A 15,184-nucleotide genomic window follows, 5' to 3' on the forward strand; every position below is an offset into this window, starting at 1 on the left:
CTGTACCTTGTGGCACGGGAGTTTTTTTATCTGCTGTTTTTCATATACTGATAACGCACCGGGTTTTGCATTTGGATCAGTTGTTTGTCATCCACAGCCCGTTGTAACCACTGGTTCAGCTGGGATGGATGCAATAAAGTGCGGGCCGATAGCTCTTCTGCCGTGACAGGATGTGCAGCCAGTTTTGATAACGAAATCACAAAAAATCTATAAAAATCAGTAACAGCAAGTTGTTCCGTTGTGCCTGTAAAGTTGAGTTCAGCTGTGTTCTGCTGCATAGGGGCAAATAATTGCTGCTGTTCTTCCTGAACACTGTGTTCCATAGCTGCGTGTACTGGTGAAGAGAGCAGCATATCAGTGCTAAAAGACTGACTATCAGCCTGGCACCAGTGGCCACCTTTTGTCACTAACAGACTGTTTGTTGCCTCTGAGTCTGTCGTAGGTTTTACCCAGAGTGGCACCCACTGGTGTTTCAGGTTTTCTTCGGCACCATTTAAGGTGCCGCCTTTTGGGCCTGAATGGACAACTAAGGCACTATCGGCCAGGCAATAAATATACTTATTCCTTGCCATCGCATTGCCAGCATGAAAGCCAGCTTCAGGATAAAAAGGCGATACCAGTACCAACTTGCCATCCATCAGAGCCTGACGCCATTTGGCACTGGTTGCGGCTTGAAGCAAGCTATCTGCCATCACACCTGTCACTGTACCCCCCTGACTGAGCGCCCCAAGCATAGCTGCTTCATCTACCCCACGTGCGCCACCTGATACCACTGTCACTGCTTCTGTAGCAGCTTTGGCTGCAACCTGTTGGCTAAACAACAGATCGCTTTGCACCGCATTACGTGAACCCACCACAGCTAAGCCGCCACTATGAAGTAACTCTTTGTTGCCACAGCCAAAGAGTACAGGAGGGCTGTCATTTTTCAGCCTGATTTTGAGGCGTTTTGGATAATCAGAGTCTGAACGAGTCAGCACCCATAGGCCAGCTCTGTGCCATTTCTCCATCGCCAAAGCCAGACTATGACCTCTGCCTAATAACAACAAAATACGTTCGGTAGTAATGCGGTTATCATTCCAGCTTGCTAACAAGGGCTGTGGGTTTGCTACCAATAAGTCGGCCGGGGATAGCATCTTGTCCTTCAGCCATAAGGCAAAACGTCCCCACTCACCATTGCTTAATGGTTTTACATTCTCATTACTGGCTTTGCCAAAGTAGCAAGTGAGCAACAAAATGGCCTGGGCTGCACTGGATAAATTCATTAATCATGTACCGAAGTCGAAGCTAAAGCTGCGGGGTAAACAGGCCCACAGCCGTGTTGTCTGAGTAATGCTGCGATCACTGTCAGTGTCCAGCCTGAGTCCACTATATCATCGATCAAAAGAACAGGGCCATTTGGTATGGGTTGATGAACTGAAAAAGCGCCATCCAGGTTACGGCATTGGTGAAAACTATTCTGCTGGCCCTTTTGCGGTTGATTATTTTTGACTTTTTCTACCAGGTTGAAAAAAGGCAGCTGTAATTGCTGTGCCAGCCTGAATGCAAAATCAGGCACTAAATACGGATGCCGCAATGAAGGAACAGCACAAATCCAGGCAGGAGCAGGGCTGTGCTGCCAGCGCAAACGGATCATATCGGCCATGGCCTGAACCAGTTCGTCACTAAAGTGTCCGCCATGTTTTCCTGCTGCTACTGTTTTCCCCCAGCCCGCATCATTCCATCTGGATAATATCCGGCCTTCTTCTGCGGCGAGTTCGCCCAATAAACGTGGAAATTGATAGGTTGGAAACGCTCGTGCTGTGTCAGCCTTAGAAGGTGCCACTTGTTTCCTCGGTTTAAATACTATTTCTGCTTGTTTCAGGAAAATCCCCGCCTGATGTGCAAGCAAGGCGTCAGGAATAGAGTTGATTACCGGATAACCAAGGCATGAACTGCATTTGCCACAGGGTTCAGGCTGACTGTCATCCAGAGCCATACGCAGGTAATTCATTTTGCAGTCGGGCTCGGTCAGATAACTTTGCATTTGCTGCCATTCCTGTTCACGCTGCGCTGTTAAGTGCTGCATTCGGGTTTGATCCATCTGGTAAGCAACAGCAGTTCTGCGCCACAGGCTTTTTAGTTTGATCACAGGTGCAGGGTTTTCCACGCTGAGCAACTTTAATACTTTTTCAATTTGCGTTTGTCGCAGGTTGGTTTTTTCTTCAAGAGCACGAATAGTTAAACCATCGCTTAGCGCTAAGGCCTGTAAAATTTCATTCACCTGAACTTCTCCTGGAAAAGCAGAGTGGCGGAAAAACTCGTGGATATCCTGATCTTCAACACCTGACATCAGTACACCCATGGCACTAGCTATACCCCTGCCGGCACGGCCCACTTGCTGATAATAAGCCACTATAGATCCGGGGGCTTGATAGTGGATCACAAAACTCAAATCTGGTTTGTCATACCCCATACCCAAAGCGTTGGTGGCAACCAGCACTTTTAATTGATTGCGAAGCAGCTGTTCTTCCAGCTGTTGGCGATACAAGTTACTGTTTTCAAAACCTTCGGCTTCGATGCTGCCATGATAGGCTTTGGCGTTTATGCCATTTTGCTTCAGCCATAAGGCCACCTGCTCTGCGTCTCTGATGGTGAGAGTGTAGACAATACCTGTGCCCGGCAACGCAGGTATTACTTGTGCCAGCCAGGCCAGACGAGAGGCCTGATCTGGCATCCACATGGTCTGTAGCGCTAAACTTTCTCTGTTGAGTTGCCCACGCTGGATTTGGATATCACCCAACTGGGATTGAATATCAGCCACTACTCTGTTATTGGCTGTAGCTGTAGTGCCAAGCACTGGGGTATGAGCCGGCAGCTGGCGTAAGATATTGACGATACGGCGATAGTCAGGGCGAAAATCATGCCCCCAGTCGGAGATACAGTGAGCTTCATCAATCACCATCAAGGCAATACGATCGGCGATAGGGGTTAACACGGTTTCAATAAAACTGTCATTGGCTAAACGTTCTGGAGAAATCAGTAAACAATCCACCTGATCAGCCAGCACACGGGCAGTGACAGAACGCCAGTCTTCCACATTAGTTGAATTCATGGTTTCAGCTACCAGCCCCAATCGTTGGGCTGACTCTATCTGATTACGCATTAATGCTAACAAAGGGGAGACAATAATGGTCGGTCCCATGTGACGGTCACGGAATATTTTTGTACTGATAAAATAAACCGAACTTTTACCCCAGCCAGTGCGCTGCACTACTAAGAGTTTTTGGCCTTGGTTAACCAAAGCGTCAATAGCTTGCCATTGACCATCCCGAAACTGAGCAGCCGGATTTGCCAACGCAGTTTTCAATAAAAGTTCTGCCTGTTGTCTGGTCATTTTCAATCCTTTGCCTTTTAGTGAGCCAGCTTGTGTTCTCAGATGAACTATTGTTATCGAATAGTTAATAACTATAGCTGCTGAAGGCGAAAGTAATGATTAACTATCGAAGCTAACTAAGACTCTCCAACCGCTGTTGCAAAAAACGCTGTTCTGCCTGTTGGCTGGTTTTACTCAGGGCTTGCTGGTAATAAAACCGGGCTTGTTGGGTCAGGCCCAGCTTGTGGTGTATATCGGCTAAAGCAGCGTCGAGCAGGTGATACTGTGATAATTCGCCACTTTGTTCCAGCGCCAACAATAGCGGTAATGCAGCGGCCGGGCCTTGCGCCATACTGATGGCTACAGCTCTGTTTAACAGCACCACTGGCGATGCTTCAAAGCGATACAACAGATCATACAAAGCAACAATTTGTGGCCAGTCGGTGCTTGCTGCAGTTGGGCTTTCGGCATGAAGGGCGGCAATAGCGGCCTGCAGACCATAAGGGCCAATACGGCGACCTGTTAAAGATCGTTCGACCAGTTGAACCCCTTGTTGGATCAAGGCTTGATCCCACAAGCTTCTGTCCTGATCGGCCAGTACTATCAAATCACCCTGTTGATTGATGCGGGCAGTACGCCTCGATTCCTGCAATAACAACAAGGCCAATAAACCCATGGTTTCAGTATCGGGTTGTAACTCCAGCAATAAATAACCCAACCGTATCGCCTGAGCTGAAAGCTCTGCACACAACAGCTGGTCGCCCGAGCTTTGGCTATAGCCCTCGTTAAACAGTAAATAAATGACTTTAAGCACAACATCCAGCCGCTCTGGTAATTGCTCTGGAACTGGGATTTCATAAGGAATGGCAGCGTCACGGATTTTATTTTTCGCCCGTACTATACGCTGGGCTATGGTGACAGGGTTGGTTAAAAAAGCCTTGGCAATTTGCTCTGTGGTTAAACCACAAATTTCGCGTAGGGTTAAAGCGATTTGGGCTTCGGTGGATAAAGCCGGGTGGCAGCAGGTAAATATCAGCCGCAGCTCATCGTCTTGCCAGTTTTGATGATTTACTTCATCGGCCTGAAAAGCTTCGATGTCTTCATCCTGTTCAAACAGCCATTGCTGTTGATATTTACGCTGGGTGTGCTGCTGGCGAATTTTATCTATGGCTTTAAATCGCCCTGTGGAGACCAGCCAGGCTCTGGGCTGTTCTGGTAATCCATCACTGGGCCATTGCTGTAAAGCGCAGGCAAAAGCTTCCTGCAGTGCTTCCTCGGCCAGCTCAAAGTCACCCAAAAGCCGGATCAGGGTGGCCAGCACCCTGCGGCTTTCTTGTTGGTATAAAGCCGAAATAGCTTCGGCTGTAACCTGGCTATTCAACAGCTTACGAGCTTTGCATGCTGGCGAAGTCAGCGGCAATCTGCTGTATATCTTCAGGGAAATCTTCCATGTCCTGAACTTGCCGTACTTCAATCACTTCGTTATCACCAGCCGGACATAAACTGGCCCACTGGATAGCTTCAGCTTTGGAATTGACTTTAATCATCCAAAAACCACCCAGCACTTCTTTGGTTTCAGTAAAAGGACCGTCTGTGACCAGCGGTTTGCCTGCGGTAAAGCTAACGCGGGCTCCCATAGAAGGCGGATGTAAACCTTCACAGCTGATCAAAATACCAGCGTCCTGCAGTTTTCTGTTGTAGTCCATCATGGCTTCTACAGCTGCGGCTTCAGGCATAGCGCCTGGTGCTGCGCTTTCATAGCCTTTAGGGATCATCAGTAACATAAAGCGCATCTTATACCTCCAGTTGCCGTGGTGGTACCGAACTTCGGCTGGTTATCGCTGTTGGCATCAGTAGCATAAACTCCATATCACACCTCCAGTTGCCGTGGTGGTACCGAACTTCGGCTGGTTATCGCTGTTGGCATCAGTAGCATAAACTCCATCTTATACCTCCAGTTGGCGTGGTGGTACCGAACTTCGGCTGGTTATCGCTGTTGGCATCAGTAGCATAAACTCCATATTATACCTCCAGTTGCCGTATAGGCCGAACTTCAACAGAACCCACCCGGGCCGCCGGAATACCAGCTGCCAGTTGAATAGCTTCGTTTAAGTCTTTGGCTTCCACCAGATAAAAACCAGCCAGTTGCTCTTTGGTTTCAGCAAAAGGCCCATCGGTTAATAAGGTTTTGCCAGCGCGAACCCGCACTGTAGTGGCTGTATCTATCGGCTGAAGCGCTTCGGCGGCCAGCATACGGCCACTGTTTTGCACTGATGCGGCATAAGCAAAACATTCTTCGTCTTTGGGGCTGTCGGGCAAGGAGTGCAGCAGCTTTTCATCGCTGTAGACTAAACATAAATATTTCATCGCTGCTCCTTAAGCATCTGGTGTTAGTTCAAATAATACGGCGCCTGAGACCATATCAAAAGGCACAGAAAAATGGTCATGAATAATACGCCACTGGCCTTGTTGCATCTGCCAGCCTTGTGTCAGGCGCATCCAGCAGCCCTGAGTTTCGCCTTTTTCATTGCTGCCTTCGCAGTACACCAGCGCATGACTGAATGCCAGTTGGTCGTTTTGCAGAATGTTTAAATCGCGCAGTTCAAACTTAGAATGACCACCAGGGCAAAATTCCATGCATTGTTGCCAATGGGTTCTGTAAGCTGTTTTACCAATAAACTGCAATTGAGCGACAGCGTCATAAGCAATCAGCTCCTCGGCATAAAAAGCCATGATCTGTTCCATATTCTGGCTGGCGATTGCTGCTGCCCATTGTGCTGATAACTGTTGAATGGATTGAGTCATGTTGTGTTCTCCTTAGGTTGATTCACTGAGTAGTCGGTCTGACCTGAATGAATTCGACAGCCTGAAAAAAATATTTTTTATTTGCTCCAACAGAGCTAAAGCGACGTAGTAATTGCACATCAGGGAGAAAACAGTGCTACAAGGGATCTTACATCTTGCAGCCCATCAGAGTCGTTATGCCGCAACGTCAACTTTATACCAGTGTAGCTCTTGAACAAGCAGCCCGGCCTTTGTTGCTATTGGTGCAACATTTAACAGGGCTGAATACCACCTTTATAACCCGTATTGACTGGAAAGCTCTGACCCAGCAAGTGGTGCTCGTGGAAGGACAACTCAGTGTTCCGGTACAGGAAGGTGCTGTGGTTGCATGGTCCGATTCGATGTGCCGTTTGTTGTTTGATGCAAAACTGGAGCAGTCAGATGCAGTGCCAGAGCTATTTCCCGGATCAGCAGGTGTGGCTTTAGGGATGCAAAGTTTTTTTGCTTTGCCAGTGTTATCTGAAGGTAAAACCATAGGTACTTTGTGTGGTGCCAGTAACAACCTTGTGGTTATTAAAGACCATACGTTAATCAGCCTGAAGCTGATTGCAGATGCAATCGCTTACCAGATGGCATTGGACCAACAAATGCAACTGCAACAAAAAAAGGTCAAAGTGGCAGAAAAAACCATAGATAAGCTGTACCAACAGGCACAGCAAATGGAGAATCTGGCTCATACCGACGAGTTAACAGGCCTGGATAACCGCCGGGCTTTTCAAACCAAATTTGAACAGTATCAGTTGCAGTCGCAAACTCAAGGGACAGCCCTGGCGTTGATGATGATTGATATTGACGAGTTCAAGCAACTGAACGATCAACATGGCCATGAAACCGGCGATCAGGCCTTGCAGCATTTAGCCAATGTGTTGGCGGCGGTGGCCAGACAAAGTGATATTGCCTGTCGTTTAGGCGGCGATGAATTTGTATTGGCTGCTGCGGATACAGATGCACAAGGTTTATTGCATTTGGCACAACGGGTACAGCATGAATTTAAGCAGCAGATGCAGCAATCAGGTTTAGCAAGCAGTTTAAGTATAGGTATTGCAAGTTCAGTGGAAAGCGCGTTGGAGCTGTTGTTACAACGCGCGGATCAAGCTTTATATAAAGCCAAAGAGTTGGGACGAAACAGAGTCGAGATTGCTGGTTAAGGAGCTGTGGCTGCTTTTTGCTCATTCTGCTGGTGCTGGCGAAACCACTGCAACATAGCCTCACGTTCCTGTTCTTTATAGTCAGTTAATAAATGATCAGCATCGGTAAATTCAATTAGTTTTACCGGGCGCTGCAGTTCTGTCAGTTTAGCCGCCAGTCGCTGTGAATTTTCCGGATGAACTCTTTGGTCTTCGCCGCCATACATTAATAAAACAGGTAAACTGGCAGGTAATTCCTCTGCCCAATACAACACAGAGCGTTGTTCTAGTTCCTGTTGTTTGTTTTGATCGTAATTGGGGATCAGGCTACGGAAAATAAGTTCCATTTCCGGCAAACGGGGCAGTTCAGTGACTAAATCTGTGGGCGCGGCTGTAATGGCCATAGCGCGAATATCATCGCGTTGTCGTGCCGTCAGATAACTCATCATGCCGCCTCTGCTGATACCGTATAAAAAAATATTATCGGCGTCGGCTTCTGGCAGCTGTTTGGCCAGCTCAATCAACTGATGAATGTCATTCACGTCATCACCACCAAACTGATCTTTGCCATAGGTCTGTTGATCTTTAGGGACTGAACCTCTGTACTGGCTGGCCAGCACTATAAAGCCCTGCTGTGCCAAAGGACTAAGTTGTCGTAATACTGAGACAAAATCCAACCTGCCCAAAGCTGCATTGCCGCCTCTGTTGTAAATAATCACAGGCCTTTTTTTTGTGCTTTTGCTATTAGGTTGTAAACCCCAGGCCTGAACCAACAGATTATCGGATTGGTATTCCAGTTGAGCGCAATGCAGTTGGTGTTGGGTGACTTCGAATTGATCTTTGGGCAGCAACCAGGGCATTAACCAGTGATCCAAGCTGTACCAGGGCGTGTAAGTGCGGACCTCATCAACCAGCTGCTGATAAGTGGGGTAAAGCTCGAGGCAAGACTGCTGTTTGGCAAAACCCGGCCAGCTCAGTGCAGTGCTCTGAGCAGAATAACCAAGCAGCAAAACGAACCAAAACAGTTTCATAGCTAACCTCGTAAATAAAACTGTCTGAGTGTAACGCTTTAGCAGGTCAATTTGTGCTTGGTTTTGTAACAAAAGTTAAGATTGTGGCCAATCCCATGAACCTACATGCAGCTGGCCCTGCCAGTCTTCAATCAGTAACCAGACTTTATCACCGGCTTTAGGCTGAGCTGTTGCTTTTGCATGCACATGCTGAGCAAAAGAGCTGCCATGCAAAATACTCAAATCGCTTTTGGCAAAATCTTCGATGGCTGGTTGCTCTGCTGCTACCGCCATATAAGCCTGACGGATATTGGCGACACAACCTTCACAAAATTGCAGGCTGAAATCTTTGACCCAATCGCCATGATGCTGGTATGGCGCGTCGTTGGTGAGAGGGGTTGGAGTGACTTCAAAAGCTCCCACTTTCTGAGTCGGCCAGGATGGCGGAAACACCGGGCTTAAAGAGTCGTATAAAAACCAGAATGGCAAAATCAGCACTAAAGCATTGAGCTTAAATTTATTACGTTGCCACCAGGTGTCTGAGCGTTGAGCCATCAGGAATTTACCTCTGTAGTACTGTAACTGACAACAGGTTCTGCGCGGGCAGCTTTGACGGTGCGACTGCCCCAAATCATAAAACCAGTGATCGACATACCGGACAATAATAAACCAAACAGAAACCAGATCATTTTGGTCCAAATGCCCCCTAAAGTGCCGTAATGCAGCGGGTCAGCAATATGACTCAGCACTTCAAGACCGCCCATTTGCTCAGGTGTATGCACATCAGTCACCTGGCCTGTCCAGGGGTTTACTGCCACAGAATAAGAATACTGATCAAAAAATATCGAATCGCCAGAACCTGCAATACGGTATAAATCACGGTTGTGTTCTGGCATGGCAATATAAGCAGGTTGCAACTCTGGCAGAGTTTGTTTGGCAATCACCAGGGCGTCTTCTAAAGAATAAGGTGGCGTCTGCTTTTGACCTGCGGCCGGCACTTCAGCTGCCGTCAGAATTTTTGTTTCGTGGGAAAACTCTATGTCGTTGTGCCATAAAATCGCTTGTACCAGATACCATAACCCGGTCAGACTCATCACTACTAAAAACCAGATTGACCAGACACCAGCTAAACGATGTAAGTCGGTCAGCAGGGTTTTTCGGCCCTGATTCAGCCGTACTTTAGGTTGGGTAAAAGAGCGCCAGAAGTTTTTATAAATCACTAAACCTGTGATTAAAGACGTCAGCATCAACAGTGCCATACCGCTGACCAGATAATAGCCAAGGCTGTAGCCACTTTGCCATGGAAAGAGTAACCAGCCATGCAAAGCACGCATAAAGCTGATGAAATTCAGGCCATAATTCAGCTCCTGCACTTTGCCTGTGTACTGGTTTACATAAGCGATGCCAAAAGGCGCTTTAGCTGTGGAGAACACAATGGCATTCACCAGATAAGGTTCCATCACCATCACAGTACCAATTTCTGCGTCAGGCACTTCAGTTTTTACCGCTGCAATCAGTTCAGTGGCTGGTTTCACAGGCAAGTTTTGTGGATTTTCTGCTCTGGCATTGGGGTTGGTCAGCCAGGTCAGCTCATGACTAAAGACAGCAATGGTGCCCGTTAAACACACAGCGCAAAAAATAAGCCAGACAGGTAAACCTACCCAGCCATGCAATAAAAACCAGAAGCGTTGTTTGAGTTTAAACACCGGACGTTCAGCCTTATCAATGAATAATGAAAACGGTACCAATAATAATGCGGATAAGAATGGTTATCAATGGTCTTGCGGTGATTGGTGGTAGCAACACGGCCTGTGTTTTTACTTTAGCGATGCACATATAAGGATTCAGGTTGAGGCATATGAAGCGGCATTTTTAACGCTTTCGCCGTTGGCGAGATACTTTCTTTTGCGTCGCCAAAAGAAAGTATCCAAAGAAAAGGCGACCCTGGCCGCTGCGAAAGCCCGCTCAAAAAAGTGCGTCCAAGGCGACTCGGCAACTCGTTCGTCGCTACCGCTCCTCGCTCAAACACTCCTCGTCTTAAAACCTTGGCCACCCATTTTTGAACGGCTTGCGGCTAAGGGGAGGGGAGAAGTAGTTGGATTTTTTGTAAAACAGACCACTAAATAAAGCTAACTGTTTAGAAAAAAAGGGCGTCCGTTGGGAATGGGACTAACCGGACGCCCAAAAAGTTACTCTTTAATGAAAGCTGGCGGGGAGCCTGCCTTCAAATTGTTTACTCTTTCACTAAGGCTATTTGTGCAGTGCCTTGCTCCAGTTCTAAACCACCAGCAAAGGCACGGTAGACAGAGACTAAACGTTGGAAGCTTTGAGTCGACAATGCTGCCTGCTGATCGCGGGCTGCTAACCAGTCGCGTTCGGCGTCCAGTAAATCCAGAAACTCAGTGGTGCCAGCTTCGTATTGAGCCCGTGTTAGCTGCACGGCCTGTTCAGTGGCTGTTACTTGTTGCTGCGCGCTTAACTGCTGCTCACGGCTGGTTCTGTAACCGTGCAGTGAAGTCTGCATTTGCGCCAAGGCATCAAACACTGTCTGCTGGAAGCGGGCAAAGGCCATTTGCTGAGATGCTTCAGTGCCACGAATACGGGCCTGAATTGAGCTCAGCTCTGTGGCTTGCCAGCGCAAACTGGGGGCTATGCTCCAGGCTTCGTTTTGCGAACCCAGACTCAGGCCAGGGCTGGCAATAAAACCTAAAAAACCAGTAACAGACACTTCCGGGTACAACTCTGCTGTGGCTACCCCAATATCTGCAGTGCTGGCGGCCAGTTCACGTTCGGCGACAGCTACATCAGTTCTGAACTTCAGGTAGTTGTGCTGATTGACAAAAGACAAAGGTGTTGTCAGTTCTGGCAGACTTTGCTTTTCACCTTTCAGCAAAGAGCCATCGACCACAAACTGCTCCGCAGGCTGCGCGACTAAAGCAGCTATAGTGGCGTTAGCCTGAGCTTTGGCAAACTGAAACTGCGGCAGAGTACTTTGCAACTGATACATCTGCGCGTCGATACGGCTGATTTCCAAATCCGAAGCGAAACCAGCGTCACGGCGTGCCAGAATAATCTGCTTGGTGCGGCGCAAATTCCCCAGATTTTGTTCGGCTACAGTTAAACGCAGCTGAGCACCGCGGTAGTCGCCATAACTGGCGGCGACCTGAGCTAACAACTGCACTTTGGCTTCCTGCCAGGCCAGTTCAGCCCCTTGTGCTCTGGCATTGGCCGCTTCGGATGCGCGGCGCAGTTTACCAAATAAGTCTAAATCCCAGCTCAAAGCACCACCCAAACGGGCTTGACGCTGAATTTGTCCTGCATTTTGCGCGGCGCTATCAGGGATCTGATTGTTTTGCTGACTGGCCGTAATATCCATACGAGGCCAGCCATCATTGTCGCTGTCTTCAAAGGCAGCATAAGCACGTTTTACGTTGGCTTCTGCTGCAGCTAAGGTCTGGTTATTCAGCAAGGCTTTTTCGATCAGTTGATCAAGCACAGGGTCATTAAACTGCTGCCACCAGTTTTGGGCTTTATCTGCGGCTTTATATTCAGCAGGCAGTTGCAGCTGATTGGCTGCAGCAGGGGCTGCATAGCTTGGGCCTACTGAAGCACAGCCAAACAGCAAGGAAGCTAATGCCATACTGATAGCGGTTAAACGAAGAGTTTTACGCATGATGAGTTTCCTCAGTTGCTGTAACTTTTGAAGTGCCTTGGGCCAGTTGGCGATCACGGCGTTTGGCCAGAGCGTAATAAAACAACGGGGTTAAAATCAGACCGAAGATAGTGACGCCAATCATACCGGCGAATACGGCCACACCCATGGCCTGACGCATTTCTGCACCTGCACCTGTTGAGAACACCATAGGCACCACACCCATAATAAAGGCGATGGAGGTCATTAAAATAGGACGCAAACGTAATCGGGCAGCTTCCAGAATGGCATCCATAGTGTTCATGCCGTGGTCCTGCAGCTCTTTGGCAAATTCAACTATTAAGATGGCGTTTTTCGTCGCTAACCCCACCAAAACTATCAAACCTATCTGAGTGAAAATGTTGTTATCACCGCCATAGATCCAGACACCCGTCATGGCTGACAACAAGGTCATAGGCACAATCAGGATAATAGCCAGAGGTAAGGTTAAGCTTTCGTACTGAGCGGCCAGCACCATAAACACCAGCAAAATCACCAGCGGGAACACCAGCAGTTCAGCATTACCAGCCAGAATTTGCTGATAGGTCAGTTCTGTCCACTCGTAGGTCATGCCAACAGGTAAGGTTTCAGCCAGAATTTTTTCAATAGCAGCCTGAGCTTCACCTGTACTGTAACCGGCAGCAGGACCACCGTTAATTTCGGCCGTGGTGTAGCCGTTGTAATGCATCACACGGTCAGGACCAGCTGAGTGTTTCACATTAATGAAGGAGCCCAGCGGGATCATTTCACCCGCGTTATTACGCACTTTTAGCTGACGGATTTGTTCAGGATCCTGACGGAATTGCTCGTCCGCCTGCACATTGACCTGATAGGTCCGGCCAAACTGGTTGAAGTCGTTGACATAAGCCGAGCCCATATAGACCTGCAGCGTCTGGAATATCTCATCCAGATTGACGCCTTGTTGTTTGGCTTTGGTACGGTCTATGTCTAAATCCAGCTGGGGTACGTTCACCTGATAACTGGAGAACACACCGGCCAGTTCAGGAGTAGCCCAGGCTTTTTGCATCACTTGCATGGTCACTGCAGCCAGTTCTTCATACCCCATATTGGCTCTGTCCTGAATTTGCAGACGGAAACCTCCTATGGTGCCTAAACCCTGGACTGGTGGCGGCGGGAATATGGCGATAAAGGCGTCCTGAATACCAGCAAACTTCTGGTTTAAAGCGGCGGCTATCGCATTGCCTGATAATTCAGCTGAGCCACGTTCGCTAAAGTCATCCAAACCAACAAAAACTATGCCTGCGCTTGGGCTGTTGGTAAAACCATTGATCGACAAGCCAGGGAAGGAGATAGAGTTCGCCACACCAGGATGTTCTGCCGCAATACGGGACATTTCTTTAATCACAGCTTCGGTACGATCTAAAGAAGAAGCGTCCGGTAACTGAGCAAAAGCTACTAAGTATTGTTTATCCTGACCTGGCACATAACCTGTAGGGGTTTGCTGGAACTGCACTGCAGTTAAACCCACTAAGCCAATGTACAGAATACCGATAATGCCACCAAAACGAATCACTTTACGAACCATCAGGCCATAACCTTTGGACGCTTTGTTAAACAGGCGGTTAAAAGGGTCAAATAACCAGCTGCCAAAAGCTTTGTTCAGTACAAGGGTTAAGGCATCAGGTTTAGAGCCATGAGGTTTTAACAACAGAGCCGCCAAAGCAGGGCTTAAGGTTAATGAGTTCAGTGCTGAGATAAAGGTGGATATAGTGATAGTTAAGGCAAATTGCTTATAAAACTGGCCTGTTAAACCTGACATAAAAGCTGTAGGAATAAACACAGCGGCCAGCACTAAGGTAGTTGCAACTATAGGGCCTGTCACTTCTTTCATGGCTTTTTGCGTGGCGGCCATAGGAGATAAACCATCAGCAATATTACGCTCAACGTTTTCTACTACTACTATGGCGTCATCCACCACTATACCTATGGCTAATACCAGACCAAATAAGGATAAAGCGTTCAGTGAAAAGCCCAGCAGATGCATAAAGGCAAAGGTACCGACCAGAGACACAGGCACTGCCACTAAAGGAATAATTGAAGCGCGCCAGGTTTGCAGGAATAACACCACCACCAGCACAACCAGCAACACAGCTTCCAGCAAGGTTTTTACGACAGCTTCAATAGAACCACGCACGAATACAGTAGGGTCGTAGACGATATCGTAAGTTAAACCTTCAGGGAAACCTTTGGACAGTTCAGCCATAGTGGCGCGCACGTCATCAGAAATCTGAATAGCGTTTGAACCAGATGCCTGGAAAATAGGAAGAGCGACTGCGTCTTTATTGTTCAGTAAAGAACGCAAAGCATAAGACTGAGCACCCAATTCCACCCGGCCAATATCACGGATACGGGTCACTTCGCCGTCTTCGCCTACTTTGACGATAATGTCTGCAAATTCCTGTTCTGTGGTTAAACGGCCTTTCACATTGATCAGAATTTGGAAATCACTGTCACCTGCAGGTTGAGCACCTAAAGAACCTGCTGCAGCCTGTTGGTTTTGTTCACGAATAGACGCAATAATTTGCGCAGGCGATAAACCTACAGCTGAAACTTTATTTGGGTCCAGCCAAATGCGTAAACTGTATTCGCTGGCACCAAATAATTGTACAGCGCCTACACCTTCAATGCGGGCTAATTCGTCTTTGACGTTCAGCGCCGCATAGTTCGATAAATACAACATATCGTATCTGTCGTCCGGTGAGGTTAAATGCACCACCATGGTTAAGTCTGGTGATGACTTTTCGGTCACTACACCTAAACGTTGTACTTCCTGCGGCAGGCGAGGCCTGGCTCTGTCAACCCGGCTTTGCACTTGTGTCTGAGCCCGGTCTACATCTGTGCCTATAGCAAAGGTGATGGTCAAGGTCATACGGCCATCAGATGTGGCCTGCGAAGACATATACAGCATGTCTTCGACACCATTAATTTCCTGCTCTAAAGGCGAGGCGACAGTCTCTGCTATGACTTTTGGGTTAGCACCCGGATAGTTGGCCGTCACTACCACAGTAGGTGGCACCACTTCAGGGTATTCAGTGATGGGGAGTTGCCAGACTGCCAGAGCGCCGCCGATAAAAATCAGCAGCGACAGCACAGCGGCAAAGATAGGTCTTTTGATAAAAAATTGCGATAACATAGCCGT

General features: G+C 48.1%; 12 protein-coding genes. 1 reads left to right on the forward strand and 11 read right to left on the reverse strand.

Annotated elements, in window-relative coordinates; translation table 11 throughout:
* Positions 1–26: 26 nt before the first annotated feature.
* The 6 genes from J2W69_RS05675 to J2W69_RS05700 form a co-directional block, all read right to left on the reverse strand.
* Positions 27–1,262, reverse strand: coding sequence for a DNA-processing protein DprA (locus tag J2W69_RS05675; RefSeq protein WP_310275465.1), 1,236 nt, complete (start codon positions 1,260–1,262; stop codon positions 27–29).
* Positions 1,262–3,373 (reverse strand): RecQ family ATP-dependent DNA helicase, encoded by a 2,112-nt coding sequence (locus tag J2W69_RS05680; protein ID WP_310275468.1) that lies wholly within the window; start codon positions 3,371–3,373, stop codon positions 1,262–1,264. Before J2W69_RS05680 ends, J2W69_RS05675 begins: the two co-directional genes overlap by 1 nt.
* A gap of 112 nt (positions 3,374–3,485) precedes the next feature.
* On the reverse strand, positions 3,486–4,733 hold the full coding sequence (locus tag J2W69_RS05685; RefSeq protein ID WP_310275470.1) for an RNA polymerase sigma factor: 1,248 nt from the start codon (positions 4,731–4,733) through the stop codon (positions 3,486–3,488).
* Positions 4,734–4,737: 4 nt separating this feature from the next.
* Positions 4,738–5,145, reverse strand: coding sequence for a YciI family protein (locus J2W69_RS05690; protein WP_310275472.1), 408 nt, complete (start codon positions 5,143–5,145; stop codon positions 4,738–4,740).
* A 229-nt stretch (positions 5,146–5,374) separates the two neighbouring features.
* Positions 5,375–5,719 carry a YciI family protein gene (locus J2W69_RS05695; RefSeq protein WP_310275474.1) on the reverse strand — a complete coding sequence of 115 codons (345 nt, stop codon included), beginning with the start codon at positions 5,717–5,719 and terminating at the stop codon, positions 5,375–5,377.
* 9 nt (positions 5,720–5,728) lie between these two features.
* Positions 5,729–6,157, reverse strand: coding sequence for a YybH family protein (locus J2W69_RS05700; protein WP_310275476.1), 429 nt, complete (start codon positions 6,155–6,157; stop codon positions 5,729–5,731).
* Between the two features lie 176 nt (positions 6,158–6,333).
* On the opposite strand from J2W69_RS05700, the gene J2W69_RS05705 reads away from it, so the two are divergent.
* Positions 6,334–7,344, forward strand: a complete 1,011-nt coding sequence (locus J2W69_RS05705; protein ID WP_310275478.1) for a GGDEF domain-containing protein — start codon at positions 6,334–6,336, stop codon at positions 7,342–7,344.
* Here the strand turns inward: J2W69_RS05705 and J2W69_RS05710 are convergent.
* From J2W69_RS05710 to J2W69_RS05730, 5 genes are all read right to left on the reverse strand, one after another.
* Positions 7,341–8,354 carry an alpha/beta hydrolase family protein gene (locus tag J2W69_RS05710; RefSeq protein ID WP_310275480.1) on the reverse strand — a complete coding sequence of 338 codons (1,014 nt, stop codon included), beginning with the start codon at positions 8,352–8,354 and terminating at the stop codon, positions 7,341–7,343. The genes J2W69_RS05705 and J2W69_RS05710 overlap by 4 nt on opposite strands.
* Before the next feature lie 75 nt (positions 8,355–8,429).
* On the reverse strand, positions 8,430–8,888 hold the full coding sequence (locus J2W69_RS05715) for a hypothetical protein (protein WP_310275483.1): 459 nt from the start codon (positions 8,886–8,888) through the stop codon (positions 8,430–8,432).
* Entirely contained in the window at positions 8,888–10,039 is a 1,152-nt protein-coding gene (locus tag J2W69_RS05720) for a PepSY-associated TM helix domain-containing protein (RefSeq protein WP_310275484.1), read from the reverse strand. Before J2W69_RS05720 ends, J2W69_RS05715 begins: the two co-directional genes overlap by 1 nt.
* A gap of 527 nt (positions 10,040–10,566) precedes the next feature.
* On the reverse strand, positions 10,567–12,006 hold the full coding sequence (locus J2W69_RS05725; RefSeq protein WP_310275486.1) for an efflux transporter outer membrane subunit: 1,440 nt from the start codon (positions 12,004–12,006) through the stop codon (positions 10,567–10,569).
* Positions 11,999–15,178, reverse strand: coding sequence for an efflux RND transporter permease subunit (locus tag J2W69_RS05730; protein ID WP_310275488.1), 3,180 nt, complete (start codon positions 15,176–15,178; stop codon positions 11,999–12,001). Before J2W69_RS05730 ends, J2W69_RS05725 begins: the two co-directional genes overlap by 8 nt.
* Between the last annotated feature and the right edge of the window lie 6 nt (positions 15,179–15,184).

This window comes from Rheinheimera soli (genome assembly GCF_031457405.1).
In the GTDB taxonomy this organism is placed as follows: Bacteria; Pseudomonadota; Gammaproteobacteria; order Enterobacterales; family Alteromonadaceae; genus Pararheinheimera; species Pararheinheimera soli_A.